Source organism: Mycolicibacterium wolinskyi str. Jessa 2025 (assembly GCF_049241375.1).
Classification (GTDB): Bacteria; Actinomycetota; Actinomycetes; order Mycobacteriales; family Mycobacteriaceae; genus Mycobacterium; species Mycobacterium wolinskyi.
In genome coordinates, this window is the sequence record NZ_CP185960.1 from 5,750,703 (window position 1) to 5,777,228 (window position 26,526).

Sequence of the window (26,526 nt, forward strand, 5' to 3'; positions counted from 1 at the left end):
AGGGTGTAGTCAATTGACTACACCGTCCGCCACCAGCGCAGAGGACTACGCCGATGACTGCTCGCACCACCGTTCCCGTTTCCGTGACAAAGCTCGGCAGCCGCATCGGCGCCCGCGTCGACGGCGTGCGACTCGCCGGTGATCTCGATGGCGCCACCGTCGCCGACATCCGCTCGGCACTGCTGCGGCACAAGGTGATCTTCTTCCGCGATCAGCACCACCTGACCGATGACGACCAGTACGCGTTCGCCTGTTTGTTGGGCACGCCCGTCGGCCATCCCACGATCAGCCAGGCGATGGGACAGGAATCGATCATCACGCCGATCGACTCGGAGTACGCCAAAGCCACGCGCTGGCACACCGACGTCACGTTCGTGCCCAACTACCCCGCCGCCTCGATCCTGCGCGCGGTCACCCTGCCAAGCTACGGCGGTTCCACGCTCTGGGCATCGACGGCTGCGGCCTATGACGCGCTGCCCGAGGCGCTCAAACACCTCGCCGAAAATCTGTGGGCCGTGCACAGCAACCGGTACGACTACGCCGCGGCCACGATCCCGCTGACCGAGGAACAGCAGCTCATGCGCGCTGCATTCGAGAAGCCGGACTTCCGCACCGAGCACCCGGTGGTCCGCGTACATCCCGAGACCGGCGAACGGACATTGGTGGCCGGAGACTTCACGCGCGGGTTCCTCGGCCTCGATCCCCACGAGTCGCAGACGCTGTTCGAGTTGTTGCAGCGCCGGATCACCATGCCGGAGAACACCATCCGCTGGAACTGGGTGCCCGGCGACGTCGCCATCTGGGACAACCGCGCCACCCAGCACCGTGCGGTCGACGACTACGGCGACCAGCACCGCGTAATGCACCGCGTGACGCTGACCGGCGACGTCCCGGTGGATGTCCACGGACAGCACAGCCGCGGACTCGGCGATGCGGCCCGGCTGGTCACATCTTGATCGCCGGCATGAGCCTGATCAGGTTCCACGTGCGGTTGCGGCGGGCCGACAGCGACGAGATCACCAGCGCGCCCGCCCATATGAGCAGCAGCGTGATGATGGCCTGCCACAGCCGGAAGTCGATGCCGCCAAGGATGAGCTGACGTAAACCGTTGACGCCGTAGGTCATCGGGTCGTAGTTGTGGAACACCTGGAACGGTCGTGACGTGGTCTCCACCGGGTACATCCCACCGGCGCTGACCAGTTGCAGCATGAGCAGCGCCATGATCAGGACGCGACCCACCGCGGGGCCCACCAGTGCGTTGACCGCCTGCGTGGCCGCGACGAACGCACACGACACCAGCATCATGAACGCCAGCATCGCCACCGGGTGCACGACGTGCATGCCGAGGGCGAACCGCACCACGCAGTAGAGGATCAGCGCCTGGAAGAGTCCGATCACCGCCGCGGGCAGGTAGCTGGCGAGCACCACGCGAATAGCCGGCACCTCGGCGGCGATCGGCCGGGTCTGCAACGGCCGCAACACCATCCACAGCACGAGCGCGCCGAAGAACAGCGCCAGCGTGATGAAGAACGGCGCCATGCCGGTGCCGAAGTTGGGCGCGGCGTTCTCGTGCGAGTTCTCCAGGTGAACGGGACCGCCGATGGTGTCGGCGATCGCGTCCTTCTGCTGGGTGGTCCAGTTGGGTACCTGGCTAGCGCCGTCGGCGAGTTTGGTGGCCAGTTCGGACGAGCCTGTTTTGAGTTGTGCGGTACCGGATTTCAGTTCGCCCGCGCCGTTGTCGAGCTTGGCTATACCGCTTGCCAATTCGGCATTTCCCGACGCGAGTTGCTGGGCTCCGCTACGTAGTTGCGTGAGCTTGTTTGTGAGGTCCTGGCCTTTCGAGCCGACCTGGTCGAGCGCGGAGTTCAGCGGACTGCCCGGTGTGCGCAGATTCGTCGTCATCGAGATGGCGGCGTTCTCCGCGTCGGTGAGTTGACTGCGGATCTGCGGCGTGAACTGGTGGCCGCGAAGCTGATCCTCGATACCGCGCAGCGTGCCGACGGCGTTGACGGCCAACGGATCCTGACTCACCGACAGCTGGTCGATCACCGTGGACAGCGACGTGGCGGCAGCGTCCTGGGCATCGGCGATGGTCCCGATCTGGTCGTTGGCCTGCTGCAGCGCCGTCGCGCCCTGCTGCAGTTGTTCGGTGTCACCGCCGATCTGGGACAGTGCCTTGCTCACCGTCAGCAGCGGGTCGGTGGCCTTGGTGATGCCGTCGGAGAGCTGCTTGGCCCCGGTGGACAGCTTCGCCGAGCCGGACCGCGCGGTGTCCAGTCCCGATGCCAACTGGCCGGCGCCGTCGTCGACCTTCGCCGCACCGTCGGCGAGTTGGCCCGCGCCGTCGGCGGCTTGCTTGATGCCCGAGCCGGAGGTGACCACCACCGACAGCACCTGATTGACGGCCTGGCCGGATATCCGCGTCGATACGGCGTTGAGCACCTGGTCGATCGCGGTGCGGCCGATGTTCGACGAGATGTAGTTGTTGGCGTCGTTGTACACCGCGATGAGGTTGGCCTGCTTGGGTTCTCCGGTCAGCGGCGACGCGATCGCCTCGCTGAAGTCGGGCGGCAACTCGAGCATGAAGTAGTACTCGCCGTGGTCGACTCCGCGGCGGGCCTCGTCGGCGTCCACCACGTGCCAGTCCATGCTTGCGTCGTCGGTCAGGCTCTTGGCGATCTCGGCCCCGGCGTTCACATGCTGCCCGGACACGTCGGCGCCCCGGTCGGAATTGACCAGTGCCACCGGCATCTTGTCGACCTGGCCGAACGGATCCCAATACGCCCACAGATACAGCGCCCCGTACACCAACGGCAGCAGCATCAGCACCACGATGGCCGCCCGGGTCATCCGGCTGCGGCCGAAGCGTTTGATTTCGGAGCCGAAGGCGAGTGCGGCCGGCATCAGTTGTCCTTCCCGATCAGAATGCGGTGATCGTGTAGGCCGTGGTCAGGAGCGTCGGACCCGAGCGGGTTGGTGACCCCGACGATGACGGTGCGCTGTTCGGCGATGACGCCGAGCCGCTCGACGGCGATCGCCCGACGGGCGTTGTCACGCACCTGCTCGAGGTCGCCGACCACGAGGATCGGGCGGTCCGAGAAGCGCGCCAGGGTGACGCGCAGCAGAAACAGCTCGAGATCCGACAGTTCGCTGATGTAGGTCTTCGCCGACGGCGCGGGCAGTTCGCCGTACACCTCGGCGAGCGCGGCCTCGCCGGCCTCGGCAGGGACCCGCGCGTACCACGGCGCGAGCCACCGACGCTGCTCGGCGAGCACCGTCTGCACGGTCACCGACTCCTCCAGGTCGTCGATATCGGGGAACGCCGCGATCGCGCAGTGCCGCCGAATCGCCTTGGGCTCGGTGTCCCCGGCCACGGTCACCGTGCCGTAGGTCGGCTTGAGCCGGCCCGCGAGCGTCAGCAGCAGCGCCGTCTGGCCCCAGCCGCCGGGCATCTGGATCGCGTGGAAGCCCGGCGTCAGCTCAAGGTCGATATTCGAGAACAACGGCCCGTGCTCGCCGTCCACACCGAGACCGGACGCCGTGATCAGCGCCGAGACCTCGTGCTCTTCGTCGGGATCCTGCGATGCAGCGACGTCGTCGTCAACGTCAGCCATGGGCCCACACCTTTCGATACTCACTAGTATCCATTCAATACTCACGAGTATGCTGTCGGGTATGTCGCCCGTCAAACCCGCACGTATTCGCCCCACTCGCGGCGAGGTCCGCGACCGGATCCTGGATGCGGCACTCGAGGTTTTCGCGGCCGAGGGGTTCGCCGGCGCCACCATCGACGCGATCGGTCAAGCCGCCGGTTTCACCAAGGGCGCGGTGTACTCCAATTTCGAGTCCAAAGACGAGTTGTTCCTGGCACTCCTCGACCGCCAGTTCGAGACTCGCGGTGAGCTGATCGCGACCGCGTTCGACAGCGGCGGCGGCGACACCGCGGCTACCGCCGACGCGTTGAGCCGGTCAATGCTCGACTCGATTCACGAGCAGCACGAGTACCACATCGTGCTCATCGAGTACTGGTTGCGCGCCATGCGGGATCCAGAGCTACGCCAACGCCTGATCGCGCGCCGCCGCGCCGCGGCAGAGCAGGCATTGCGCGTCGTCGAACGGGCAGGCACCACCCTGCCGCGTCAGCAACTCGACGGCCTCGCCCAGCTCGTCGTCTCCATCAGCGCGGGCATCGCCATGGAAGAGGTGCTCCAACCCGGGACCATCGACGCCGAATCGCTGGCGCGCCTCATCTCGGCGCTGCTCGAATCGGCGCCCGCCGGCGACTAGGGGTTAGGCCAGCTTCTTGTGCACCGGCATCCCGCCGGTCGCCTCGAAGATGACGCGCTTGCCGATCTCCACCGCATGGTCGGCGAACCGTTCGTAATAGCGGCCGAGCAGGGCGACGTCGACGGCCGAGCACACCCCGGTCTGCCACTTGTGGTCGATCAGCAGCGTGAACAGGTGCCGGTGCTCGGCATCGACGGCGTCGTCCTCGGCACGCAGTCGCGCCGCCGTGTCGGGATCGCGGGACAGCAGCACCTCCTGGGCAGTGCCGGCCAGCTGGACCGCCCTGGCCCCCATCTCGGCGAAACTCGCGCGCACGTCTTCAGGCAGGGCGCACTGCGGATGCCGCAGCCGCGAGATGTTGGCGACGTGCACGGCAAGCGCGCCCATCCGGTCGATGTCGGCGGCGATGTGCATCGACCCGACCACCATCCGGAGTTCGCCGGCAACGGGCTGCTGCAGTGCGAGCAGTTTGAAGGCCGTGTGTTCGACCTCGCGGTTGAGGGCAGCGATGTGTTCGTGGTCGGCGATGACCTCTTCGGCCAATGTCAGATCGGCATCGAGCAGGGACCGCGTCGCGCGCTCCATCGCGCTCTTCGCGAGACCGCACATCTCGCTCAACCGCACACCCAACGCCGACAACTCGTCGTGGAACACGTCTCGCATGCCAATATCCTCCCAGCCGGGAGCCACACCGCCCCCAAAGTTGGGGCTTGTTTACCCAAACCAGGGCTGTTTCAATCCGCCCGCGGCGAGTCCACCCGCGGCGACGACGCCGTCCCGCGTCGGGGTCGTCCCTTGAAGCACTATGACGAACGTGCAGGTTTTCGCGCCCAAAAGCCAAAACCACCACGAAAAGCTGCACGCTCGTCACAGGCATCGACCCGCCACATACTGAACCTCAGGCCACAACCTTGGGTGACAACGAGCCGGTACGTCCTCAACCCACCGCTCAGCCGGCCGAGCTGACGGGTTCGATGGGCAGCCGACGCAGCGCGGCGGGCGCCTCTGCGGGCACGACCGGACGCTCGGGCGCGATCGGCGCCAACCGGCGGTACGGCTCGCCCTGTGCCGGACGCTGATCCTGCTCGCCCTTGTTCGGCCACAACGCAGCCGCCCGCTCGGCCTGCGCGGTGATCGAAAGCGACGGATTGACACCGAGATTCGCCGAGATCGCGGCGCCGTCCATGACGTAGAGCGTCGGGTAGTTGTAGACGCGCTGGTACGGGTCGATGACACCGTGTTCCGGGCTGTCGCCGATTGCCGCGCCACCAAGGAAGTGCGCGGTCAGCGGAATGTTGAAAAGCTCGCCCCAGGTGCCACCCGCGACGCCGTCGATCTTCTTGGCGATGCGCCGCGTCACCTCGTTGCCGACCGGGATCCACGTCGGGTTGGGCTCACCGTGGCCCTGTTCGGACGACATGATCCGCACGCCCAGCCGAGTCCGCTTGGTGAACGTGGTGATCGAGTTGTCCAGATGCTGCATCACCAGCGCGATCACGGTGCGCTCACTCCACCGGCTGGGGTTGAGCAGCCGGATCAGTTCGCGGGGGTTCTCACCGGCCTGGTTGAAGAACTGCCGCCAGCGTGGCACATCGGTGCCCTGCGGCCCGGCGCCATCGGTCATCAGCGTCTGGAGCAGACCCATGGCGTTGGAGCCCTTGCCGTACCGCACCGGCTCGATGTGAGTGTCGGCGGTGGGATGGATCGACGACGTGATCGCGACACCGTGCGTGAGGTCGAGATCGGGTGACACCGAGAGCCGGCCCGCGCCGACGATCGACTCCGAGTTGGTGCGGGTCAGCACGCCCAGCTTGGCCGACAGCCTGCTCAACTTTCCGGTGTCGCGCATCTTGAACAGCAGCTTCTGCGTGTTGTAGGTGCCCGCGGCCAGGATCAGATGCGTCGCGGTGAACTTCTTGCGTTTGCGGCGCAGCTTGCGTCCGGTCGGCACGGTGGTGACCTCCCACAGCCCGTCGGGCCGCTGCTCGAAACTCGTCACGGTCGTCATCGGATGCACTTGTGCGCCAGCGGATTCCGCGAGCCCCAGGTAGTTCTTGACGAGCGTGTTCTTGGCTCCGTGGCGACATCCCGTCATGCATTCGCCGCACTCCAGGCAACCGGTGCGGGCCGGCCCGGCACCGCCGAAGTACGGGTCGGGCACCGTCTTGCCCGGCGTCTTCTGCCCGTCGGGACCGAAGAACACGCCGACGGGCGTCGCGACGAACGTGTCGCCGCAGCCCATCTCGTCGGCCACTTCTTTCATGACCCGGTCCGCGTCGGTGAACGTCGGGTTGGTCACCACGCCGAGCATCCGCTTCGCCTGGTCGTAATGCGGCATGAGCTCGGCGCGCCAGTCGGTGATGTTCTTCCACTGCGGGTCGTTGAAGAACGGCTCCGGTGGCACATAGAGCGTGTTCGCGTAGTTGAGCGATCCGCCGCCGACGCCCGCGCCGGCCAGGATCATGCAGTTGCGCAGCAGGTGGATGCGCTGGATCCCGTACATGCCGAACTTCGGCGCCCACAGGAACTTGCGCAGATCCCACGAGGTCTTGGCAAAGTCGGCGTCGGCGAACCGCTGCCCGGCTTCGAGCACGCCAACCCGATAGCCCTTCTCGGTGAGCCGCAGCGCGCTGACGCTACCGCCGAATCCGGAACCGATAACCAAGACGTCGTAGTCAGGCTTCATGTGATCAGTATGACGCTACCGGCAGGTAACTTCTAGACAGGAGGCCCTAACTTGTAAAGGAGATGTCCGTTTCGGAGGGTTCACCTCGGCCCGATTGTCACGCTAGCGCGACGCTCGGGCGCGACAGCCACGCCAGCGTGACAATCGCGGGCATGGGCGGCCGAGTGCCGAGGAGCGGCAACGATCAAGAGCCGACCGTGAGCCCGACCTTCTGGAATTCCTTGAGGTCGCAGTAGCCCGCCTTGGCCATGGACCGGCGCAAGCCGCCGACCAGGTTCAGCGAACCGAACGGATCGTCGGACGGGCCGGTGAGCACCTGCTCGAGCGCGGGCCGCTCGCCGAGGGCCACCTGCAGGAGCGCACCGCGCGGCAGCGACGGATGGGCCGCGGCTGCCGGCCAGAACCAGCCGCCACCGAGCGCCTCGGCCGAGGTCGCCAGCGGCGTGCCCAACACGACGGCGTCGGCGCCGCACGCGATGGCCTTGGCGAGATCGCCCGAGCTGTGGATGTCGCCGTCGGCGAGCACGTGCACGTACCGGCCGCCGGTCTCGTCGAGGTATTCGCGGCGTGCGGCGGCGGCGTCGGCGATCGCGGTGGCCATCGGGACGCTGATGCCCAGGACCTCGTCGCTCGTGGTGACACCGCTCGTCGAGCCGTAGCCGACGATGACGCCCGCCGCGCCGGTACGCATGAGATGCAGCGCCGTGCGGTGGTCGAGGACGCCGCCCGCCACAACCGGTACGTCGAGCTCGGAGATGAAGGTCTTGAGGTTGAGCGGCTCGCCGTCCTGCGCGACGCGTTCGGCCGAGATGATCGTGCCCTGGATGACCAGCAGGTCGATGCCCGCCTGGACCAGCGTCGGCGTCAGCGCCTGCGCATTCTGGGGACTGACCCGCACGGCCGTCGTCACGCCCGCTTCACGGATCCGGGCCACCGCGGCACCGAGCAGATCGGGATCGAGCGGTGCGGCATGCAGTTGCTGCAACAAGCGGATCGCGGCCGACGGCTCGGGCTCCTTGGCGGCGGCCTCGATGACCTGGGCGATCTTCTCCTCGACATCGGCGTGCCTGCCGATCAGGCCTTCGCCGTTGAGGACGCCGAGCCCGCCGAGCCGACCGAGCTCGATCGCGAACTCCGGCGACACCAGCGCGTCGGTGGGATGTGAGACCACCGGGATCTCGAACCGGTAGGCATCGAGTTGCCACGCCGTCGACACATCCTTCGATGAGCGCGTTCGCCGCGACGGCACGATCGTGATGTCGTCGAGTTCATAGGTGCGGCGGGCAGTTCTGCCCATGCCGATTTCAACCATGTCACGCATGACCTGAAGACTCCCCTTGTCAGCGGGTGTAGTAGTTGGGTGCCTCGACAGTCATCGTGATGTCGTGCGGGTGGCTTTCCTTCAGCCCGGCCGCAGTGATCTGCACGAACTGAGCCTGCTGCAACTGCTCGATGGTGGCCGAGCCGGTGTAGCCCATCGCGGCGCGCAGGCCGCCGGTCAGCTGATGGATGACCGTCGACAGCGGCCCGCGGAACGGCACGCGGCCCTCGATGCCTTCCGGAACGAGCTTGTCCTCGGAGAGCACATCGTCCTGGAAGTAACGGTCTTTCGAGTAGCTCTTCTGCGGGCCACGTGTCTGCATGGCACCGAGCGAGCCCATGCCGCGGTAGCTCTTGAACTGCTTGCCGTTGACGAAGATCAGCTCGCCGGGCGACTCTGCGGTGCCGGCCAGCAGCGACCCCAGCATCGCGGTCGATGCCCCGGCGGCCAGCGCCTTGGCGATGTCACCCGAGTACTGCAGACCACCGTCGGCGATCACGGGAACGCCGTAGGGCTTGCACGCCGCGACGGCCTCCAGGATCGCGGTGATCTGCGGGGCGCCGACACCGGCGACCACACGCGTCGTGCAGATCGAGCCGGGACCCACACCGACCTTCACCGCGTCGGCGCCAGCCTCGACCAGTGCGGCCGCGGCGGCGCGCGTGGCGACGTTGCCGCCGACCACCTCGACGCGGTCGCCGACGACCGTCTTGAGCCGGTGCACCATGTCGAGCACGCCGCGGTTGTGGGCGTGGGCGGTATCGACGATCAACACGTCGGCCCCGGCGTCGACCAGCGTCATGGCCCGGGTCCAAGCGTCATCACCGACGCCGACCGCGGCGCCGACCAGCAGCCGGCCGTCGCTGTCCTTGGTGGACAACGGGAACTGCTCGGTCTTGACGAAGTCCTTGACGGTGATGAGACCCGTCAGCTTGCCGTGCCCGTCGACGATCGGCAGCTTCTCGATCTTGTGCCGGCGCAGCAGCCCGAGCGCGGCTTCGGCCGAGACGCCTTCCTGGGCGGTGATCAGCGGCGCCTTGGTCATCACCTCGGAGACCGGCTTGCTCTGATCGACCTCGAAGCGCATGTCGCGGTTGGTGATGATGCCGACGAGCTCGCCGGTGTCGTCGACAACCGGCAGCCCGGAGATACGGAAGCGCGCACACATCGCGTCGACCTCGGCGAGCGTGTTGTCGGGCGAGCACGTCACCGGATCGGTGACCATGCCGGCCTCGGACCGCTTGACCGTCTCGACCTGCCCGGCCTGCTCACCGACCGGCAGGTTGCGGTGCAGCACACCCATGCCACCGGCGCGGGCCATCGCGATGGCCATACGCGCCTCGGTGACGGTGTCCATTGCGGAGCTGACGAGCGGCACCCGCAGCCGGATCTTGCGGGTCAGCTGGCTGGAGGTGTCCGCGTTGGCGGGCACCACATCCGAAGCGGCAGGCAACAGCAGCACGTCGTCGAACGTCAGGCCGAGCATGGCGATCTTGGTCGGATCGTCGCCGCCGGTCGGCACCGGTACGGCAATGGGAACGCTGCTTTCAGCGATCGACATGGGCGGGGCCCTCCAGTGAGCAGACGCGGGCGCGGACTTCTCACTCAATCTTATCGGCTCGTCTATCGGCCGCGATGTTGCCGCTTCGTTGCACATCGGGACGGCTGGCGCGATACCTGTGCGGCTGCGTAGTGTGGAACACGTGCGTGACCACCTTCCACCTGGTTTGCCACCCGATCCCTTCGCCGACGATCCGTGCGACCCTTCGGCTGCGCTCGACGCGATCGAGCCGGGCCAGCCACTGGACCCTCAGGAGCGGACGGCTGTCGAGGCTGACCTCGCCGACCTCGCGGTGTATGAGGCGTTGTTGGCGCACAAGGGAATCCGCGGCCTGGTGGTGTGCTGCGACGAATGCCAGCAGGACCACTACCACGACTGGGACATGCTGCGCGCCAACCTGCTGCAGCTCTTGGTCGACGGAACGGTGCGCCCGCACGAACCCGCCTACGACCCCGAGCCCGACGCATACGTGACGTGGGACTACTGCCGGGGTTACGCCGACGCCTCACTCAACGAGGCCACGTCGGATTCTGACGGCTACCGCTGACCGTTCCCGTGCCCGCCCATCCCGGGTAGTAGGGGCAGTTCGATGATCGGCGCCGACCCTTCGTTCTGATCCCCGTCGGCCGCCCCACCGCGCGCAGGCTCAGGTTCCTCCGCGGGCGGGATCGCCACCGGAGGCAACGTCGTTGTCGTGGTGCGCGTGACCGGCGGCAGCGTCGGCTCGGTTGTCGGCTCGACCGTCGGCTCCGGCTCCGTCGTGACGGCAGGCGCGGGCACCGTGGTGACGCTGGTCGGCGCAGGCGTGGTCACCACAGTGGTCTGTGAGGTCGGCGGCAACTCGACAGCCGGACTCGAGGGTGTGACGGTCGCCGACGACGGCGGAGTCGATGGCTCACTCGTGTTGGTCGGCGATGACGTCTCGGTCGACGGCGCGGTCGTCGACGTCGCCGGGCTGGTCGGTTCCGACGGCGGTGTCGTCGACTCCCCTGGCGTCGAGGTCTCCGACGGCGAACTCGTCGGGCTCGTCGACTCGGACGGACCCGCCCCTGGCGTGGTCGTCACGGTCACCTCTGGCAGCACGGGCGGCGGCGCGTCCGGTGGCACCGTCGCGTTCGGATCGCGGTTTTCCACCTTCACCGACAGTTCCTGCCACTGGGTGACGAGCTCCTGCTTCTGCTCGGCGTCGCCGACCGTCGCGACCGTGGTCGTCAGCGTCTGTAGCTTCTGCTGAGCCTCCTGCCACTGCCCCTGATCGATCAGCTGCTGCACCTGCTGCAGTTCGCTCGATGCGAGCTCGACTTGAACGTCCCGGCGCACCTGCTCGCCGAACAGCGCGCTGCGCATGCCGTAGAGGGCGTCTCCCGGGCCTGCGCCGTACACCGCGGCACCGAACCCGCCCAAGCACAGCATCGCGGCCGCAACCGAACCGATCAGCGCCAACGGCGCGCGGGTGCGGTTGCGCGAGGTCGCGCGGTTGAGCGCCGCGACGGCGTCGCGCGGTGCGACGATGCCGGTCATGGGTTTCTGCCGTGCCTCGTCGCGCCAGCCGGCCAGCAGGTAGGCCAGTTCGGCCTCTTCGGGGTCGGTCGAGTAGACCGGCCGTTCCAGCGAGAGCGCTTCGATGAACCGGTCGGTGCGGTTGATCTCGTTGAGTGACGGATCACCGCCGTTCGAAGTCCAGCGGCCGAAGTCAGGCATGATCCCGTCCCGTCGCCATGATCTCCGTCTTGAGCCGCGCCAGTGCCCGATGCTGGGCCACGCGCACCGCGCCCGCGGTGCTGCCGACGGCCTCGGCGGTCTCCTCGGCGCTCATGCCCACGACGACCCGCAGGATCAGGATCTCGCGCTGCTTCTCCGGCAGCACCGACAACAGTTTCGCCATCCGCGCCGACGATTCGGAGTCCAGCGCCGACTGCTCGGGGCCCGCGTCAAGCGAGAACCGCTCGGGCACCACGTCCGTGGGCTCGGCGCGATTCCTGGCTGCCGCGCGATGCGCGTCGGCAACCTTGTGCGCAGCGATGCCATACACAAAGGCCAGGAACGGGCGTCCCTGATCTTTGTATCGCGGCAGCGCCGTGATGGCGGCCAAGCAAACCTCCTGCGCAACGTCATCTGCTGAGAGACCACTTCGCTCGGTTGACCCGACCCTCGCCCGGACATATCTGACGATGATCGGCCGAATGATCTCCAGCACTTCCCGGAGCGCGTTCCGATCGCCAGCCACTGCCTCAGCAACGACAGCGTCGAGACGGTCTCCCGAACTTGTCATCGTGGGCGATATCTCCAGCGTTACGTAGCACCGACACCCGCGGGTCGGTTGGTCCAGCTAAACAATAACGATCAGGTGCGGTGGCCCGGCTCAATGTGGATCAGCGCCCGGACCACACTCCTCCTCTGCGACGCACTGTATCTGCGCTGACATCGCGGATCTCGAAGACCTGCGCGGCCGTGTCGGCGGTGCTGCCGATGTCGCCAAGCAGACACGCCAACGCCCAGCGCAGCGGGATCATTCCGGACTTCTCGGCGGCAAGCAGGGCCGCGTCGGCCACCTCGCGCGCGGCGCCGAGCCGGCCGGCCGAACACAACGCGGCGGCGAGCACCACATCCGATTTGATCGCGTGGCGCGTCGAGCCACAGTCGGCCGCCGCGACCACCCCGCGTTCGGCATGGCCGACCGCGGCGGCGCCGTCACCGCGGGCCATCGCCAGCTCGGCGCTGACCCAGGCGAGCCGCACGGCCGTCCGGATGCGCGGGGCGTCGATCAGATGTGCACGCTCCAGAAGTCGCGCCGAAACCCCGAATCTGCCGACTCCGAGCGCGTCGGCGGCCAGACCGACGAGCGCGTCGGAGGCGGCCTCCGGGTCCTGGCCGCAGTGCGCCAAGGCCATGCCGTCGGCGCCGCGGGCGCGGGTGTGCCAACCGGTCTGGCGCAAAAACGATGCGCGCGTGCTGAATGCCAGCGACAGCAACGGACCCGACGCGGTCCGGCTGAGCTCGGCGAGTTCGGCGAGCGCGCATGCGTAGCGACCCTGTCCCCCGGCGGCGACCGCGCGCAGCCACCTGTCCTCTGGCGACGTCGCAGTCGGCAACGGCCAGCGGCCCGGGTCGTCGCCGAACGCGGCGTTAGCCAGCACGGCGGCAGCTTGTCCTGTTGCGGTCATCGATGGGCGACGCTATCAATAGGCCGTCAATTGTGGGTCCGCGGGAACCGGGTACCGCCGGATACAGGTAATTAATATTGCGCGATCCGCATTAGTTAACAATTGATGGCTCCGATGTTAATGCCAAGTCAACTAACTACCGGCCGCTAGGAAATCTTTTCGGCTGCTCAGCCAGCACGAACAGCGAAAACAGGTTAACCTCTGCCCACGCCCTAACACGGTTGTCGCGGCCAGCGCATCACAACGATGAACGTGATGTAAATTCTCGACCTGCGGTTATGTCATTGAGCACACGTTCAGGCTATTGACGGGAATTATTGAGCGCCCCTAGTTTGTGTGCACGAGAGGTCATCGGCGACACGTGCTCAGTTCGGTTCCACCGACTCACGCCCACTCCGCAAAAGCGAAATGGGCGCGCAGAGAGGGGTTTTCCTAATGCCGCAGCCGCAGCAGCTACCCGGACCCAACGCGGACATCTGGGATTGGCAGATGCAGGGCCTTTGCCGTGGCGTCGACTCGTCAATGTTCTTCCACCCCGACGGTGAACGTGGACGCGCCCGAGCTCAGCGTGAGATGCGCGCCAAGGAGATGTGCCGCAGCTGCCCCGTCATCGCCCAATGCCGGTCCCACGCACTGGCCGTCGGCGAGCCGTACGGCATCTGGGGCGGGCTGTCCGAATCCGAGCGCGAGCTACTGCTCAAACGCGGCATCCGCCGCAGCGCCTGACCCCGCCAGCAAATGCGATAAGACCCCTATTCCACTGCAGAATGGGGGCCTTATTGCTAGTGCGGCGCGTTCAGCTAGCGCGCCGCGCAGCCGCGGGAATCTAACGAATCAGTGTGGACCCACGCGGACGCCGGCACGGCGGCCGCCAGATCTCGGCCCCGCAGGCGCGGCAGTAGTACGTGCGATGACCGCCATGGCCGGGCGTACACAGGCAGGGGAACCAGCCGACCAACACCTCGTTAGAGCCGAGCCGATGACCGTTCGGACAGCGCGGCGGTGCCGGTTCAGTCGTGCGCACGCTCCGATGCTAATCGAACATACTTTCGACTACGCGCCGGATTTGCGCACCCTGCGGATTAACCGGCGCGGTTGGCCGCGAGCTGGGCGCGCGAGTAGTACGTGCGCCAGCCTGGTTGGCCGAAGCGACGCCGCAGCGCGAAGTACGCGGGCCCGAACCGGCCTGCGACAGGCACCGGAATGGCACGCCAGAACGCGGCATGCAGTCGCCGTTCGAACCGGTCGATGAACGTGGTGCGCAACCCCAGGTCGGCGTGGAACTTATCCGGAACACCGGCGAGAATTCCGACGCGAATCGTGCGAGTCATCGGAAGCGAGATGAGCCGCCACAGTGGCATCGGGACCAGGCCCCAACCACGGGGCTTGGCGGGATTCAGTGCGTGGTCGACGATGAACTGCACCTGCGGGTTGGCAGAAAGCGTGTCGTCGACGATCGGCTGCCAGTACTCGCAGAAACCGGCATAGGTCTCGGGCAGACTGCGCACCCCGAATCGGCGGCCCAGCTCATTGAGGCCGCGATACGCCTGCTCCCGCTCGTCGTCACTGCGGAAGAGCCCGAACTCATCGGCAATGTCGATGCCGCCCTTGAGAATTGAACCCCAGGTCCAGTTCCACACGTCCTTGTTCCAGGCGTGGTAGCTGGTGCCGTCGGGCATGGAGCCGGCAATCGGGCGATGCAGCTCGTGCAGACCGTGCGCGACTTCGTCGGCTTCCGGCCCGGCGAACACGATGCCCATCACCATCTCGTAGGTGCTGATCAGGCGGCGGCTGGCGGCCTGCAGCGTCGGCAGGTCTTCACTGCCATTGAGTGCGCGGTCCTTCTCACTGAGCACGTGTGCGATCTTCGGATGCAGCGTGGGCATGATCAGCGCAGGCACATTCGCATACAGCAGCACCAACGGGTGCCCGGCCACGTGGCGCCCGAGGGAACCAGGCGCCAGCGGATCATCAGGCGTCCCGGCCGACGTGCGGGCAGGGCGCGCAGTTTCGGGCTCGACGTCAACAACGACATGGGCGTCGGCGGCACGTGCAGAAGTGGGTGTCACAGCGACCTCCTCGAAGAACTCTTATTGAGAAAACGGTCGTCTTCTCATTGAGTCGGACGCTAGCACGCGTGGGCTGAGGATGACCAGTTGGCGTGGCGCCGTCAGATGTCGGTCGAGCGTTCTTCGGGAGTGAGCACGATGCGTTCCAGCAGCGTGCGGGCCGGGTCGACGACGTCGAGCAGCGTCGCGGCCGACGCCGAGCCGAGATGCTGCACGACGAGCTCATTGACGCCGCCCAGCGCGCCGACCAGCAGTGCCTGAGCGGCGGCGGTCGGGGCTGGGTCGGGACCATCCGGACCCCGGACGCGACGCAGATGCTGCACCATCACCCCGGCGAAATCAGCCAAGCCCGTCGAGCGTCGCGCCCGAATACGGTCGGTGGAGGCCACCGCCTCGACGACCAGACTCTGGGTGAATGCCGGCTGCGACGCCAGCGTCGACAGATACGTCCGCACGCCGGCTTCGATCACCTCAGCCGCGGTACGTGCACCGGCAGCGGCCGCCCTCATCCACTCCACGAGCAGATCGACCGCCGCATACGTGGCCAGGAAGGCCGCCTCTTTGTCGGGGTACAGCTCGTAGAACGTCTTCGTCGAAATGCCTGCGCGCGCGGCGATCTGGCGCACGCTCGCCCCGGCATACCCGTGTTCGGCGACCACCTCGACGGTGGCGACCCGCACCCGGACCTCCTGTGACCGGCGTACCTCATCACGCGTGAACCCATGACGATGCCGCGGCAGTACGGGAACGACATCGGCCACCGGCCCCCACAACGACGGGCCGGTTTCACCTGCGGGGGCGGATTCTTGCACCTGCCCGTCGTACGCCACACGTCGACAAATGGCAACCGAGCCACGACCGGTCGCAGTTCATAGGAGCACTGCACCCTGCCAGATCAGCGGTGGCGGCAATACATTTCGGGCATGCCCTCAGAACGATGGACCGCCCGAACCTCTGCCACGCTGCTAGCCGCCGCCATCCTCTCGGGTTGTGCGGCCACCGGTCATGCCGAACCCACCGTTGCCGGCGAACAACGCAACGCCGAAATCGTGCGGGAGGCGTTCGCACGCGGGGTCGGCGAGGCCGACACGTTTTATGCGATCCTCGCCGATGACGTGCAGTGGACGGTGGCGCGGGCGTCTACGCCGGCGACGTACACGACGCGCCAGCAGTTCCTCGAGAACGGCGCGGGACCCATTGTGGACCGACTGACCGGGCCCATCCACGCCGAGGTTCACGAGTTGATCACCGACGGCGACCACGTCGTCGCGCGCTGGCGAGGCACCACCACCGCGCTCGACGGCCGGCCCTACGTCAACGAATACAACTGGGTCATGGCGCTAAAGAATGAGCGGGTCGCCCACGTCGTCGCCTATCTCGATTTCAACGCGCTCGACGAATTGATCGAGCGCGTGCCGTTACCGGCATGACACCGTCGACCGTGGGCCTTGTGCACGGTTTCCGGCGCATTTCCGCGCATAAGCCCCACACTCGGCCGACGACTCGTCGAGGGCTAACGCGGATACCACGCCGTCGGAACCTGTGCGGTGGGCCCCGCGGACGATGACGTCGTCGACCCCTCGCTGCGGGTACGCGGAGTTCACAATCTGCGAGTCGTCGATTGCTCGGTGATGGCGATGGCTTGGCGCACAGCCGGTCTCATCCTCGAGTGACAGGGGGTGTAACGCCATCGAGCGTCCAAAGGACACCAAGGCTAGATCTTTGAGCCGAGATTGATAACAGGGTCCAACGCGGAGCGTTCAGCTCGGGAGGTCGCGACAACGCAGGCCAGCCCACGGGCCTCAAGACACGAGTAAGCAGATACGAAAACACCCCCGGCCCAACCGGACCGAGGGTGTCTCGTCAGCAGAACCTAGTGCGCGTGGCCGTGATGGCCGTGGCCGTGATCCTCTTCTTCGGCCGGCCGGTCGACGACAGCCGTCTCGGTGGTGAGAACCATGCGGGCAACCGACGCGGCGTTGAGGACCGCGGAGCGGGTCACCTTGGCCGGGTCGACGATGCCGGCGGCGACCAGGTCACCGAATTCCAGCGTCGCGGCGTTGAAGCCCTGCCCGTTGGGCAGCTCGCTGACCTTGTTCACCACGACCGAACCGTCGAGTCCGGCGTTGGTGGCGATCCAGTACAGCGGAGCCGAGAGTGCCGAGGCGAACACCCCGACACCCAGCGCCTCGTCGCCGGAGAGCTCACCGCGCAGCTTGTCGAGCCCCGCGCGAGCCTGCACGAGCGCCGCGCCACCGCCGGTGACGATGCCCTCCTCGACAGCGGCCTTGGCCGCCGCGACCGCATCCTCGACCGCTTCCTTGCGCTTCTTGAGATCGGTCTCGGTGGCGGCGCCGACCTTGATCACCGCAACGCCGCCGGCCAGCTTGGCCAGCCGCTCCTGCAGCTTCTCGCGATCCCAGTCGGAGTCGGTGGTCTCGATCTCGGACTTCAGCTGCTTGACGCGATCGGTGACGGCATCGGCGGAGCCCCCGCCGTCGACGATCACGGTGCTGTCCTTGGTCACGACCACGCGCCGGGCCGAGCCCAGCACGTCGAGGCCGACCTCACGCAGCAGCAAGCCGACGTCGGGGTTGACGACCTGACCGCCGGTCACGACGGCGAGGTCTTCGAGGAACGCCTTACGGCGGTCACCGAAGAACGGCGCCTTGACGGCGACGGCCTTGAGCGTCTTGCGGATGGAGTTGACCACGAGGGTCGAGAGCGCCTCGCCTTCGACGTCCTCGGCGATGATCAGCAGTGGCTTGCCGGATTCGGCCACCTTCTCCAGGAGCGGCAGCACGTCGGGCAGCGAGCTGATCTTGTCGCGGTGCAGCAGCACCAGCGCGTCTTCGAGCACCGCTTCCTGCGAGTCGAAGTCAGTGACGAAGTAGGCCGACAGGAAGCCCTTGTCGAAGCCGACGCCCTCGGTGATCTCCAGCTCGGTGTTGAGGGTCGAGGACTCCTCGACCGTCACCACACCGTCGTGGCCGACCTTGGTCATGGCCTCGCCGACCAGCTCACCGATCTGCTCGTCGCGCGACGAGACCGTGGCGACCTGGGCGATGGCGGTCTTGTCCGAGACCGGGGTGGCGGCAGCGAGCAGTGCCTCGCTGACCGCATCGGCGGCCTTGCTGATACCCGAACCGAGCGCGATGGGGTTGGCACCGGCGGCCACGTTGCGCAGGCCCGCCTTGACGAGCGCCTGCGCGAGCACCGTCGCGGTGGTGGTGCCGTCACCGGCGACGTCGTTGGTCTTGGTGGCCACCGACTTCACCAGCTGCGCGCCGAGGTTCTCGAACGGATCCTCGAGATCGATCTCACGGGCGATGGTGACACCGTCGTTGGTGATCTGCGGACCGCCGAAGGCCTTGGCCAGCACCACGTGCCTGCCGCGCGGGCCAAGGGTCACCTTGACCGCGTCGGCGAGCTTGTCGACACCAGCCTCCATGGCACGCCGCGCAGTTTCGTTGAACTCAATCTGCTTGCTCATAGATGTCTTTCCTTGATACGCATACCGCCCCGGAAACCACCCGTGTTGGCACGGGGATCTCCGGGGCGGGACACGGGTGCTTTTACTTGGAGACGACAGCCAGCACGTCGCGGGCCGACAGGATCAGGTACTCCTCGCCGTTGTACTTGATCTCGGTGCCGCCGTACTTGCTGTAGATGACGGTGTCGCCCTCGGCAACGTCCAGGGGGATCCGCTTCTCGCCGTCCTCATCCCAGCGGCCGGGGCCAACTGCGACGACGGTGCCTTCCTGCGGCTTCTCCTTGGCGGTGTCGGGGATGACCAGACCGGAAGCGGTCGTGGTCTCGGCCTCGTTGGCCTGAACGAGGATCTTGTCCTCGAGTGGCTTGATGTTCACGCTCGCCACGATGGAGCCCTCCACTTGTTGGGGTGTGGATCCGGGGTGTTCCCCAGATGCCGGTTACCAGGTGTTCGGCATGCGCCCGTGCCCCTCGCTCCGTCGTCGCGGGTGCCGGCGCTGGGGTTGGCCGCGTGCCACCTAGCACTCTATACATGCGAGTGCTAGCACTCAAGGTTGACCCGTGATTACCCGCCGAACGCGCTCGGATCGAGCGTGAGGTGCGCCGATACGTCCCCGACCATCTCGACGTCGACCTTGCGTTCGGTGAAAAACCAGCCCTGTTCGTCGCGGGCGAACGCATCGAAGTATCGGCCCACCACGATCGGCTGCAGCGGCACGGTGTCGGTGTTCTGCACCACGACGAACGTCGAACGCGACCGCGCCTGTGCACCGTCGACGTCGACGATCGGATTGAGCACCAGATGCCGGGTCCGCGGCGTGTTGCCGTGCTCGGGATAGCGCCGCGTGGTCGCCGCGAACAGTTTCGCGATGGCCTGCTCGCCCGAGGTGGCGTGCGACGCGGTGCCGGCGAACGTGGCGCGGCTCAGCAGCTTGCCGACGCCGTCGAAGTCGCCGGCATCGATCAGCTCGGCGTAGCGATACAGCAGTTCGGTGATCGCCAGCTTGTCAGCAACCGTCATGCTCACGCGACCTGGCCCTTGACCACCGGCAGTCCCGGATCGCTGGCCGCGTCCAGGGGCGACGGCTGCGCGCCCGCGGCGATCAGGTGCGCGGCGAACGACGCGATCATCGCACCGTTGTCGGTGCACAGGCGTGGCCTCGGGATGCGCAGTGTCAAACCTGCTGCCGCACAGCGCTCTTCGGCGAGCTCACGCAGCCGCGAGTTCGCCGCGACCCCACCGGCGATCAGCAGGGTGGAGACGCCGAGTTCGGTCGCGGCGCGCACGGCCTTGGCGGTGAGCACATCGGCGACGGCCTCCTGGAAGCCGGCCGCCACATCGGCTTGCGCCGCATCGGGATTGGCCTCGACATAGCGGGCGACGGCGGTCTTGAGACCCGAGAAGCTGAATGCGTACGGCTCGTCACGCGGCCCCGTCATCCCGCGCGGGAACACGATGGCATTGCGGTCACCCGTGCGGGCCAGATCGTCGAGGACCTTGCCACCCGGGTAGCCGAGCCCGAGCAGCCGCGCGACCTTGTCGTAGGCCTCCCCGGCCGCGTCGTCGACCGTGCTGCCCAACTCGACGATCGGCTCCCCCAGCGACCGCACGTGCAACAGGTGCGTGTGCCCGCCCGACACGAGCAGGCCCACGCTTTCCGGTAACGGGCCGTGGTCGTAGACGTCGGCGGCCAGATGCCCACCCAGGTGGTTGACGGCGTAGAACGGCACGTTCCAGCCCGCGGCGTAGGCCTTGGCCGCGGCCACCCCCACGAGCAGCGCACCGGCCAGCCCCGGTCCGATCGTCGCGGCGACGACATCGGGCTTGTCGATGCCTGCGGCGTCCAGGGCGCGGCGCATGGTGGGGCCGAGCGCTTCGAGGTGGGCGCGGGATGCGATCTCCGGCACGACGCCGCCGAACCGGGCGTGTTCGTCGACGCTGGAGGCAACCTCGTCGGCGAGCAGGCTCACCGTGCCATCGGCGGCGAGGTCGGCGATGCCGACACCCGTTTCGTCACACGAGCTTTCGATGGCCAGGATGATCATGTCGAGCCCTCCTGGGGCAGGCGTTGCATGGTGTAGGCGTCGGCTCCGCTGGCCCGGTAGTACCGCTTGCGCAAGCCGATGTTGACGAATCCGGCGCTTTCATACAGTTTGATCGCCGGTTCGTTGTCTGTGCGGACTTCGAGGAAAACCGTTCCCCCCGAAGCGAACTCGAGCATGTCGTGGAGCAGGCGACGGCCGATGCCCTGGCCCTGGAAGTCCGGGTCGACGCCGATGGTGTGGATCTCGTACTCGTACGGGCGCATCCGGCCCAACCGCGCGATGCCGGCGTAACCGACGAGCCGGCCGTCACTGCGCGCCGCGATGTAGCGCGTGTGGTTGGCGGCCAACTCAGCCAGAAACGCCCGCGCCGGCCACGGATCGTCACCGGCGAACAACTGCGATTCCAGCTCCGCACACCGTGCGGCGTCGGAGCGGGTCAGCGCGTCGTACACGATCGTCATTTCCGCACCGCGGCAGACGGTTTGGCGTCGGGCCGGCGCAGATACAGCGGCACGAGCGGTGCGGGAGCGCCCCAATCAGCCACCGCCGCGACCAAACCCGCGGGCGTCGGGTACACCGCATCCAGCACGGGCAGCTCGAACAGCGCGGTGTGTTCGGGCGATCCAGCGACCGCCGCCGCATCGGCGGGTACATCGGCAGGCGCATTGACCGCGGGACCGTCGGCGCGGACACCGTCGCGGTAGCGCGCCCAGTACACCTCACGGCGGCGCGCATCGGTGACCACCAGCACGTCTCCGCTGGTGTGGCAGCCGATCGCGTCGAGGCTGCACACACCGTGAACCGGAACACCCAGCGCATGGCCGAACGCCGCCGCACTGGCCATACCGACCCGCAGCCCGGTGAACGGTCCTGGCCCGCAGCCGACGACGACGGCATCGAGGTCCTCGACACCGACCCCGGCGTCGGACAACGCGCCGAGCACATTGGGGGTCAGTTGTTCGGCGTGTGCGCGGGCGTCGACGGTCACCCGCTCGGCGAGGATGGTCACCGCGCCGTCGTCATCCCGACGGACCACGCCGGCACTCACGGCAGGCGTCGCGGTATCGATGGTCAAGATCAGCTGTGTCATGGCGTGCTCCACTGCCAGATCGCGGTGCGCACGTCGGTCGCAGAATCGCGTTCGATACGGATGTCGAGGTGGTGTTCGGAAAGCCGCTCGGCGAGGCCTTCGCCCCACTCGACGACCACGACCGCGTCATCGAGATCGGTGTCGAGGTCGAGGGCATCGAGTTCACCGAGCAGGTCGGCGCCGGGGTGGTCGAGCAGCCGGTACATGTCGACATGCACCATGGCGGGCCGGCCGTGCCGCGCCCGGTGCACCCGGGCCAGCACGAACGTCGGCGACACCACCGGCCCGTCCACGTCCATGGTCTGCGCGATTCCCTTGGCCAGCACCGTCTTTCCCGCACCGAGCGGACCCGACAACACCACCACGTCGCCGGCCTGCAGCCCTTCTCCCAGGCTGGCCCCGAGGGCGATGGTGTCCTCGGCGGTGGGCAGTTCGGCGCTGCCGCTCGACCGCTCAGCCATTGGGCCGGACCCGATCCCGCACGCGCCGGGCGAGCGTCACCAGTTTGGACGGGGTGGCCCGCTCGACGAGGCGCACGAGCGCGTCATCGATCACCTCGGGCTCCTCAAGCTGCACCAGATGGCCGGCGCCCCCGACGATCACCAGCTCCGACTTGGGTAGCTGCTCTGCCATGGCCTTCGAGTATTCCATCGGGGTGAGCAGATCCCGGTCACCACAGGCGATCAGCGTGGGAATTTTGGCCAGCACCTTCAGCGCAGCCGTTTCGTCGTGAACCTCGAGCGCGTGCAGGAACTCCACCAGCGTCGTGATCGGGGTGTCGTGCATCATCCGCCCGGAGAACGCCACCACACTCGGGCTGACCTTCTCGTCGCCGAAGGACGCCGCCTGCAGGATCGGGGCGATCAACGAGCGTGCCGCGCCGCGTGTGCGGTGCACGAGCCCCGGCGCGTACCGGGCGGCGAACCGGATGGCCTCCAGGGCCGGGTTGCGCAGGATCTCGCCGAGCGGTGACCGGTTGACTCCCTCGGCGGCCGAGGCGATGAGCGCGGCACCGACGATGCGCGACCCGTAGCGCCGCGGGTGCTGGCGCGCGTGGGACAGCACCGTCATCCCGCCCATCGAATGACCCACCAGCACGACGGGCCCCTTCGGAACGGTCACCGCCAGAACGGTTTCCAGGTCGCGGCCCAGCTGATCGACGGTATAGGTGTCCGGCGGCGCCTCACCGGACTGGCCGTGGCCACGCTGGTCGTAGAACACCATGCGGACCTGCGGGCCCCACTGCTCGGCCAGCCGGGCGCGTTGAAAGTGGAAGGCTCCCATGCGCAGACAGAACCCGTGGGCGAACACCACGGTGAGCGGGGCATCGGCGGGCCCGACCTCACGCACCGCGAGCGGCACGCCGTCCGACGTCGTCACCACCGAACTGCGGTCGGCGTCGAGCAGCTCGAAATCCTCACCGGCGTACGGGTCCTCGACGCCGACGCGGCGGGCCAGGGAGCGGGCCACGGACACGCCTGCCACCGTGCCGACAGCCGTCAGCCCGGCCGCCCCCGCGAGCCAGCGTGCGTTGCCGCTCAACGGTTGTGACCTGCCGGCACATAGCTGCGGGTGACCCGGCCACGTGGGCTCGTGACGACCTCGTAGTGGATGGTGTCGAGCAGCTCGGCCCAGTCCTGCGCGGTCGGCTCGCCCTGGGTCCCGGGCCCGAACAGGATGGCCTCGTCGCCCTCGGTGACGTCGGCGGCGTCGGGACCGAGGTCGACGACGAACTGGTCCATGCAGATCCGTCCGACCGCGCGGCGGCGTCTGCCGTTGATCAGCACGTCGATCCGCCCGCTCAGCGAGCGATAGACCCCGTCGGCGTATCCGATCGGCAGCAACGCCAGCGTGGTGTCGCGGTCGGCCACCCACACGTGCCCATAGGAGACGCCGTCGCCGGCCTTCACCGAACGAACAAGGGCCACCGGGCATTTCAGCGTCATCGCGGGCCGCAGCCCCATGTCACCGCGCTCCGGGATGGGGCTCAGGCCGTAGACGGCGATGCCGGGGCGCACCATGTCGTAGGTCAGGTCCGGCCGGGTCATCGCGGCAGGCGAGTTGCACAGATGCGCGACCTCGAACGCCACGCCCTGATCGCGGGCATGTGCGCGCATCTCAGTGAGGCGCTGCCCCTGCAGATCGTTGAACGGGTTCTCCGGGTCGTCACCGTGCACGAGGTGGCTCATCAGGCCACGCAGCCGGATGGCGCCGTCGGCCTGCGCGCGGCGCAGCGCGGCCAGCATCGCCGGATAGTCGGCGGCGCTGACCCCGTTGCGGCTCAGCCCGGTGTCGACCTTCACCGTGACCGTCGCGGTCCGGCCGGTGTGTTTCACCGCCGCGAGGAGCTCGTTCAACTGCCGCAGCGACGACAGGGCGACCTCGACGTCCGCGGCGACGGCCGGGGTGAAGTCGGTGCCCGGGGGGTGCAGCCAGGCCAGCACGGGCGCGGTGAGGCCGCCGTTGCGCAGCGCCAGCGCCTCCGGAATGGTCGCGACGCCGATCTCGGCCGCCCCGGCCGCGAGCGCGGCCTGCGCGACCGGCAGGGCGCCGTGGCCGTAACCGTCGGCCTTGACCACCGCCATCACCTGCGCGGTGCCCGCGTGCTCGCGCAGGAGCCGCACGTTGTGCTCGATGGCACCCAGATCGACGACGGCCTGCGCCGATGCGTGCGGCGTGAGGGCGGTCGTGAGTTCGGTCGTCTGCATCGTCATATCACCATCGACCATTGTCCCAGAGCGGTGCGGCCGGGCGGTCCGGCGCTCGGTCTCAGAGCCGGATGTGGCGCAGGGTGACGGCGGTGCGACGCAGCCGCGCCCGCACCGCACCGTCGGTGTTCGGTGCCAACGACACCCCGGCGATGCCCGCGATGCGCTCGGCCACCTCGGGTATGCCCAGGTTGTCGGTCCAGATCTGGTCGGCGAACTCGGCGCGCGCCAGGTTCTCCAAGCCGCGGTCGAGCCGTTCGACCGCGAACGCTTCGCGGCGGAGTGCCGCGTCCTGCTTACCGGCGCGGCGCAGGAGTCCGCCGAACCCGAGGCCACGATCGCTCAACCGGTTCAGCACCGTTTCGCGCCTCGCCAACAGCGCGAAATGGAAGACGTCGTGGCCCACGTCGCGCAGGCGGCCCACGGTCTCGGCGAAGTAGCGCGGTTCGATGACGGTCATCGGCGCGATCACCGGCCCGTCGTGTTGCCGCAGCGTGCTGTCGAGCACCTCGAAGACGCCTTGCCGCCACGCAGGCAGATCCTGGAAGTCACGGCGTAAGTGGCGCGGCATCGTGCGGTGCAGCCCGTACCCGACGAATTCGGGGTCGCACACGACGCTGCCGCTCAGCCGGCGGTGCAGCTCGAACGCGGTCTGGGTCTTGCCGACGCCGAACGGCCCGTTGATCCACAGCAGCACGCCGCCCACGCTAATGGGCGAACGGTTGCACCTCGTCGAACTGTCCGCCGGGCTTGAGTTCATCGAGGTGCTTGAGCACTGTGATGGTGTCGTCCTTGAGCGCGCGCGCCAGGTCCGCCGAGAAGCCTTCCCGCACCACCACCCGCAGCACCACGACGTCGGTCGCGCCTTCGGGCATGGTGTAGGCCGGCACCTGCCAGCCGTAGGCGCGCAGCGCCTGTGAGACGTCGAACTCGGTGTAGCCGGGGTTGCCCTTGAGCCGGAAGCTCACGACCGGGATCGCCGAACCGTCGGTGATCAGCTCGAAGTGCTCGCTGTCGCGCAGTTCGTCCCCCAGCCACCGTGCCGTCTGCGACAGGCACTGCATCACCTGGGTGTATCCGGCCCGGCCCAACCGCAAGAAGTTGTAGTACTGGCCCACCACCTGGTTGCCCGGCCGGGAGAAGTTCAGCGTGAACGTCGGCATGTCACCGCCGAGGTAGTTCACGCGGAACACCAGGTCTTCGGGCAGGTGTTCCTTGTTGCGCCACACCACGAACCCGATGCCGGGATAGGTCAGCCCGTACTTGTGGCCGCTGACGTTGATCGACACCACCCGCGGCAGACGGAAGTCCCACTCGAGATCGGGGTGGATGAAGGGGACGACGAATCCGCCGCTGGCCGCATCGACGTGCACGGGCACGTCATGGCCGCCGTCCTCGGCGAGTTTGTCCAGGGCGGCACAGATCTCGGCGATCGGCTCCAGTTCGCCGGTGTAGGTGGTGCCGAGTATCGCGACGACGCCGATCGTGTCCTCGTCGACGGCCTCGAGCACCTGTTCGGGCGTGATGACGTAGCGGCCCTCGGCCATCGGCAGATACCGCGGCTCGACGTCGAAGTATCGGCAGAACTTCTCCCACACGACCTGAACATTGGCGCCCATCACGAGGTTCGGCGTGCGGCCCTTCCACGCATCGCCCTTCTCGCCGCCCACCTTGGCGCGCCAGCGCCACTTCATCGCGAGCCCGGCCAGCATCACGGCCTCGCTCGACCCGATGGTCGACACCCCGACGGCGCTGGCCGGGTCGTCGTCGCGCAGATCCTCGGCGTGAAAGAGGTCGGCGACCATCGACACGCACCTGGCCTCGATGGCGGCGGTGGCCGGATACTCGTCCTTGTCGATCATGTTCTTGTCGAACGTCTCGGCCATCAGCTTCTCGGCCTCGGGGTCCATCCAGGTGGTGACGAAGGTCGCGAGGTTCAGGCGCGAGCTTCCGTCGAGCATCAACTCGTCGTGGATGAACCGGTACGCCGCGGCGGGGTCCATGGCCTCGTCCGGCAGGCGCAGCGACGGAACGGGGGCCATCGCCAACCGTCCCGTGTAGGCCGGCGAGACATGCGGGGCGCGAGTGTGCTTGTGCGACAT

At 67.7% G+C, this 26,526-nt stretch carries 27 protein-coding genes and 1 pseudogene; 6 read left to right on the forward strand and 22 right to left on the reverse strand.

All coding sequences use genetic code 11. The features are described 5' to 3' along the window. The first annotated feature begins 53 nt into the window (after window positions 1–53). Complete coding sequence (locus ACOI2T_RS28440) at window positions 54–956, forward strand: TauD/TfdA dioxygenase family protein (RefSeq protein ID WP_409501977.1); 903 nt, start codon at window positions 54–56, stop codon at window positions 954–956. Here ACOI2T_RS28440 and ACOI2T_RS28445 read toward each other — a convergent pair. Further along, window positions 946–2,904, reverse strand: coding sequence for a YhgE/Pip domain-containing protein (locus tag ACOI2T_RS28445; RefSeq protein ID WP_067842673.1), 1,959 nt, complete (start codon window positions 2,902–2,904; stop codon window positions 946–948). The genes ACOI2T_RS28440 and ACOI2T_RS28445 overlap by 11 nt on opposite strands. Beyond that, window positions 2,904–3,614 carry an ATP-binding cassette domain-containing protein gene (locus ACOI2T_RS28450; protein WP_409501978.1) on the reverse strand — a complete coding sequence of 237 codons (711 nt, stop codon included), beginning with the start codon at window positions 3,612–3,614 and terminating at the stop codon, window positions 2,904–2,906. The genes ACOI2T_RS28445 and ACOI2T_RS28450 overlap by 1 nt, the downstream gene beginning before the upstream one ends. 49 nt (window positions 3,615–3,663) lie before the next feature. Here ACOI2T_RS28450 and ACOI2T_RS28455 point away from each other — a divergent pair, with 49 nt between their 5' ends. Then, a complete protein-coding gene (locus ACOI2T_RS28455; protein WP_409501979.1) occupies window positions 3,664–4,287 on the forward strand; it encodes a TetR/AcrR family transcriptional regulator in 624 nt (207 codons plus the stop codon). A 3-nt stretch (window positions 4,288–4,290) separates the two neighbouring features. On the opposite strand, the gene phoU is transcribed toward ACOI2T_RS28455, so the two are convergent. The 4 genes from phoU to guaB form a co-directional block, all read right to left on the reverse strand. Beyond that, window positions 4,291–4,950 (reverse strand): phosphate signaling complex protein PhoU, encoded by a 660-nt coding sequence (gene phoU / locus ACOI2T_RS28460; protein ID WP_067842667.1) that lies wholly within the window; start codon window positions 4,948–4,950, stop codon window positions 4,291–4,293. Between the two features lie 286 nt (window positions 4,951–5,236). Continuing rightward, a complete protein-coding gene (locus tag ACOI2T_RS28465) occupies window positions 5,237–6,973 on the reverse strand; it encodes a GMC family oxidoreductase (protein ID WP_067842663.1) in 1,737 nt (578 codons plus the stop codon). A 184-nt stretch (window positions 6,974–7,157) separates the two neighbouring features. Next, on the reverse strand, window positions 7,158–8,285 hold the full coding sequence (locus ACOI2T_RS28470; protein ID WP_198538775.1) for a GuaB3 family IMP dehydrogenase-related protein: 1,128 nt from the start codon (window positions 8,283–8,285) through the stop codon (window positions 7,158–7,160). Window positions 8,286–8,313: 28 nt separating this feature from the next. After that, window positions 8,314–9,855, reverse strand: a complete 1,542-nt coding sequence (guaB, locus tag ACOI2T_RS28475) for an IMP dehydrogenase (RefSeq protein WP_409501980.1) — start codon at window positions 9,853–9,855, stop codon at window positions 8,314–8,316. A 142-nt stretch (window positions 9,856–9,997) separates the two neighbouring features. Between guaB and ACOI2T_RS28480 the strand changes: the two genes are divergently transcribed. Then, the gene (locus ACOI2T_RS28480; protein WP_067843610.1) at window positions 9,998–10,402 is read left to right on the forward strand and encodes a DUF5319 domain-containing protein; all 405 of its coding nucleotides are present in this window, start codon (window positions 9,998–10,000) and stop codon (window positions 10,400–10,402) included. On the opposite strand, the gene ACOI2T_RS28485 is transcribed toward ACOI2T_RS28480, so the two are convergent. The 3 genes from ACOI2T_RS28485 to ACOI2T_RS28495 form a co-directional block, all read right to left on the reverse strand. Then, the gene (locus ACOI2T_RS28485; protein ID WP_409501981.1) at window positions 10,393–11,556 is read right to left on the reverse strand and encodes an anti-sigma-D factor RsdA; all 1,164 of its coding nucleotides are present in this window, start codon (window positions 11,554–11,556) and stop codon (window positions 10,393–10,395) included. The two genes, ACOI2T_RS28480 and ACOI2T_RS28485, sit on opposite strands and share 10 nt — an antisense overlap. After that, window positions 11,549–12,127 (reverse strand): sigma-70 family RNA polymerase sigma factor, encoded by a 579-nt coding sequence (locus ACOI2T_RS28490; RefSeq protein ID WP_067842651.1) that lies wholly within the window; start codon window positions 12,125–12,127, stop codon window positions 11,549–11,551. The genes ACOI2T_RS28485 and ACOI2T_RS28490 overlap by 8 nt, the downstream gene beginning before the upstream one ends. 100 nt (window positions 12,128–12,227) lie before the next feature. Then, complete coding sequence (locus ACOI2T_RS28495) at window positions 12,228–13,019, reverse strand: hypothetical protein (RefSeq protein WP_409501982.1); 792 nt, start codon at window positions 13,017–13,019, stop codon at window positions 12,228–12,230. Window positions 13,020–13,454: 435 nt separating this feature from the next. Here ACOI2T_RS28495 and ACOI2T_RS28500 point away from each other — a divergent pair, with 435 nt between their 5' ends. Beyond that, entirely contained in the window at window positions 13,455–13,745 is a 291-nt protein-coding gene (locus ACOI2T_RS28500) for a WhiB family transcriptional regulator (RefSeq protein WP_067843608.1), read from the forward strand. 356 nt (window positions 13,746–14,101) lie between these two features. Here ACOI2T_RS28500 and ACOI2T_RS28505 read toward each other — a convergent pair whose 3' ends face one another. Continuing rightward, complete coding sequence (locus ACOI2T_RS28505) at window positions 14,102–15,088, reverse strand: oxygenase MpaB family protein (protein WP_409501983.1); 987 nt, start codon at window positions 15,086–15,088, stop codon at window positions 14,102–14,104. Window positions 15,089–15,189: 101 nt separating this feature from the next. Further along, window positions 15,190–15,900: a TetR/AcrR family transcriptional regulator gene (locus tag ACOI2T_RS28510; protein WP_409501984.1), complete on the reverse strand. Its 711-nt coding sequence runs from the start codon at window positions 15,898–15,900 to the stop codon at window positions 15,190–15,192. A gap of 111 nt (window positions 15,901–16,011) precedes the next feature. On the opposite strand from ACOI2T_RS28510, the gene ACOI2T_RS28515 reads away from it, so the two are divergent. After that, window positions 16,012–16,518, forward strand: a complete 507-nt coding sequence (locus ACOI2T_RS28515) for a nuclear transport factor 2 family protein (protein ID WP_409501985.1) — start codon at window positions 16,012–16,014, stop codon at window positions 16,516–16,518. Window positions 16,519–16,608: 90 nt separating this feature from the next. Next, a pseudogene (locus ACOI2T_RS28520) lies at window positions 16,609–16,761 on the forward strand (GMC oxidoreductase); the annotation flags it as partial. Window positions 16,762–16,961: 200 nt separating this feature from the next. On the opposite strand, the gene groL reads toward ACOI2T_RS28520, so the two are convergent. From groL to gad, 11 genes are all read right to left on the reverse strand, one after another. Beyond that, the gene (gene groL, locus ACOI2T_RS28525) at window positions 16,962–18,581 is read right to left on the reverse strand and encodes a chaperonin GroEL (RefSeq protein WP_409501986.1); all 1,620 of its coding nucleotides are present in this window, start codon (window positions 18,579–18,581) and stop codon (window positions 16,962–16,964) included. A gap of 82 nt (window positions 18,582–18,663) precedes the next feature. After that, window positions 18,664–18,966: a co-chaperone GroES gene (gene groES, locus ACOI2T_RS28530; RefSeq protein WP_003892970.1), complete on the reverse strand. Its 303-nt coding sequence runs from the start codon at window positions 18,964–18,966 to the stop codon at window positions 18,664–18,666. 179 nt (window positions 18,967–19,145) lie between these two features. Further along, window positions 19,146–19,601, reverse strand: coding sequence for a nuclear transport factor 2 family protein (locus tag ACOI2T_RS28535; protein ID WP_085146694.1), 456 nt, complete (start codon window positions 19,599–19,601; stop codon window positions 19,146–19,148). A 2-nt stretch (window positions 19,602–19,603) separates the two neighbouring features. Then, window positions 19,604–20,626, reverse strand: a complete 1,023-nt coding sequence (tsaD, locus tag ACOI2T_RS28540; protein WP_409501987.1) for a tRNA (adenosine(37)-N6)-threonylcarbamoyltransferase complex transferase subunit TsaD — start codon at window positions 20,624–20,626, stop codon at window positions 19,604–19,606. After that, the gene (gene rimI, locus ACOI2T_RS28545) at window positions 20,623–21,087 is read right to left on the reverse strand and encodes a ribosomal protein S18-alanine N-acetyltransferase (RefSeq protein WP_409501988.1); all 465 of its coding nucleotides are present in this window, start codon (window positions 21,085–21,087) and stop codon (window positions 20,623–20,625) included. Before rimI ends, tsaD begins: the two co-directional genes overlap by 4 nt. After that, a complete protein-coding gene (tsaB, locus tag ACOI2T_RS28550; protein ID WP_409501989.1) occupies window positions 21,084–21,716 on the reverse strand; it encodes a tRNA (adenosine(37)-N6)-threonylcarbamoyltransferase complex dimerization subunit type 1 TsaB in 633 nt (210 codons plus the stop codon). Before tsaB ends, rimI begins: the two co-directional genes overlap by 4 nt. Then, window positions 21,713–22,177, reverse strand: a complete 465-nt coding sequence (gene tsaE / locus ACOI2T_RS28555; protein WP_421874886.1) for a tRNA (adenosine(37)-N6)-threonylcarbamoyltransferase complex ATPase subunit type 1 TsaE — start codon at window positions 22,175–22,177, stop codon at window positions 21,713–21,715. Before tsaE ends, tsaB begins: the two co-directional genes overlap by 4 nt. Further along, a complete protein-coding gene (locus ACOI2T_RS28560; protein ID WP_067842625.1) occupies window positions 22,170–23,258 on the reverse strand; it encodes an alpha/beta fold hydrolase in 1,089 nt (362 codons plus the stop codon). Before ACOI2T_RS28560 ends, tsaE begins: the two co-directional genes overlap by 8 nt. After that, window positions 23,255–24,424, reverse strand: coding sequence for an alanine racemase (gene alr / locus ACOI2T_RS28565; protein WP_409502357.1), 1,170 nt, complete (start codon window positions 24,422–24,424; stop codon window positions 23,255–23,257). Before alr ends, ACOI2T_RS28560 begins: the two co-directional genes overlap by 4 nt. A 61-nt stretch (window positions 24,425–24,485) precedes the next feature. Continuing rightward, window positions 24,486–25,121 carry an AAA family ATPase gene (locus tag ACOI2T_RS28570; RefSeq protein ID WP_409501991.1) on the reverse strand — a complete coding sequence of 212 codons (636 nt, stop codon included), beginning with the start codon at window positions 25,119–25,121 and terminating at the stop codon, window positions 24,486–24,488. 10 nt (window positions 25,122–25,131) lie between these two features. Next, entirely contained in the window at window positions 25,132–26,526 is a 1,395-nt protein-coding gene (gene gad / locus ACOI2T_RS28575) for a glutamate decarboxylase (protein WP_067842622.1), read from the reverse strand.

What these genes read in the sequence shown, in the direction of transcription:
- ACOI2T_RS28440 (WP_409501977.1), top strand. Translation starts at nt 54, where the DNA reads ATGACTGCTCGCACCACCGTTCCCGTTTCCGTGACAAAGCTCGGCAGC.
- ACOI2T_RS28445 (WP_067842673.1), bottom strand. Translation starts at nt 2,904, where the DNA reads ATGCCGGCCGCACTCGCCTTCGGCTCCGAAATCAAACGCTTCGGCCGC.
- ACOI2T_RS28450 (WP_409501978.1), bottom strand. Translation starts at nt 3,614, where the DNA reads ATGGCTGACGTTGACGACGACGTCGCTGCATCGCAGGATCCCGACGAA.
- ACOI2T_RS28455 (WP_409501979.1), top strand. Translation starts at nt 3,664, where the DNA reads ATGCTGTCGGGTATGTCGCCCGTCAAACCCGCACGTATTCGCCCCACT.
- phoU (WP_067842667.1), bottom strand. Translation starts at nt 4,950, where the DNA reads ATGCGAGACGTGTTCCACGACGAGTTGTCGGCGTTGGGTGTGCGGTTG.
- ACOI2T_RS28465 (WP_067842663.1), bottom strand. Translation starts at nt 6,973, where the DNA reads ATGAAGCCTGACTACGACGTCTTGGTTATCGGTTCCGGATTCGGCGGT.
- ACOI2T_RS28470 (WP_198538775.1), bottom strand. Translation starts at nt 8,285, where the DNA reads ATGGTTGAAATCGGCATGGGCAGAACTGCCCGCCGCACCTATGAACTC.
- guaB (WP_409501980.1), bottom strand. Translation starts at nt 9,855, where the DNA reads ATGTCGATCGCTGAAAGCAGCGTTCCCATTGCCGTACCGGTGCCGACC.
- ACOI2T_RS28485 (WP_409501981.1), bottom strand. Translation starts at nt 11,556, where the DNA reads ATGCCTGACTTCGGCCGCTGGACTTCGAACGGCGGTGATCCGTCACTC.
- ACOI2T_RS28490 (WP_067842651.1), bottom strand. Translation starts at nt 12,127, where the DNA reads ATGACAAGTTCGGGAGACCGTCTCGACGCTGTCGTTGCTGAGGCAGTG.
- ACOI2T_RS28495 (WP_409501982.1), bottom strand. Translation starts at nt 13,019, where the DNA reads ATGACCGCAACAGGACAAGCTGCCGCCGTGCTGGCTAACGCCGCGTTC.
- ACOI2T_RS28500 (WP_067843608.1), top strand. Translation starts at nt 13,455, where the DNA reads ATGCCGCAGCCGCAGCAGCTACCCGGACCCAACGCGGACATCTGGGAT.
- ACOI2T_RS28515 (WP_409501985.1), top strand. Translation starts at nt 16,012, where the DNA reads ATGCCCTCAGAACGATGGACCGCCCGAACCTCTGCCACGCTGCTAGCC.
- groL (WP_409501986.1), bottom strand. Translation starts at nt 18,581, where the DNA reads ATGAGCAAGCAGATTGAGTTCAACGAAACTGCGCGGCGTGCCATGGAG.
- ACOI2T_RS28535 (WP_085146694.1), bottom strand. Translation starts at nt 19,601, where the DNA reads ATGACGGTTGCTGACAAGCTGGCGATCACCGAACTGCTGTATCGCTAC.
- tsaD (WP_409501987.1), bottom strand. Translation starts at nt 20,626, where the DNA reads ATGATCATCCTGGCCATCGAAAGCTCGTGTGACGAAACGGGTGTCGGC.
- rimI (WP_409501988.1), bottom strand. Translation starts at nt 21,087, where the DNA reads ATGACGATCGTGTACGACGCGCTGACCCGCTCCGACGCCGCACGGTGT.
- tsaB (WP_409501989.1), bottom strand. Translation starts at nt 21,716, where the DNA reads ATGACACAGCTGATCTTGACCATCGATACCGCGACGCCTGCCGTGAGT.
- tsaE (WP_421874886.1), bottom strand. Translation starts at nt 22,177, where the DNA reads ATGGCTGAGCGGTCGAGCGGCAGCGCCGAACTGCCCACCGCCGAGGAC.
- alr (WP_409502357.1), bottom strand. Translation starts at nt 24,424, where the DNA reads ATGCAGACGACCGAACTCACGACCGCCCTCACGCCGCACGCATCGGCG.
- gad (WP_067842622.1), bottom strand. Translation starts at nt 26,526, where the DNA reads ATGTCGCACAAGCACACTCGCGCCCCGCATGTCTCGCCGGCCTACACG.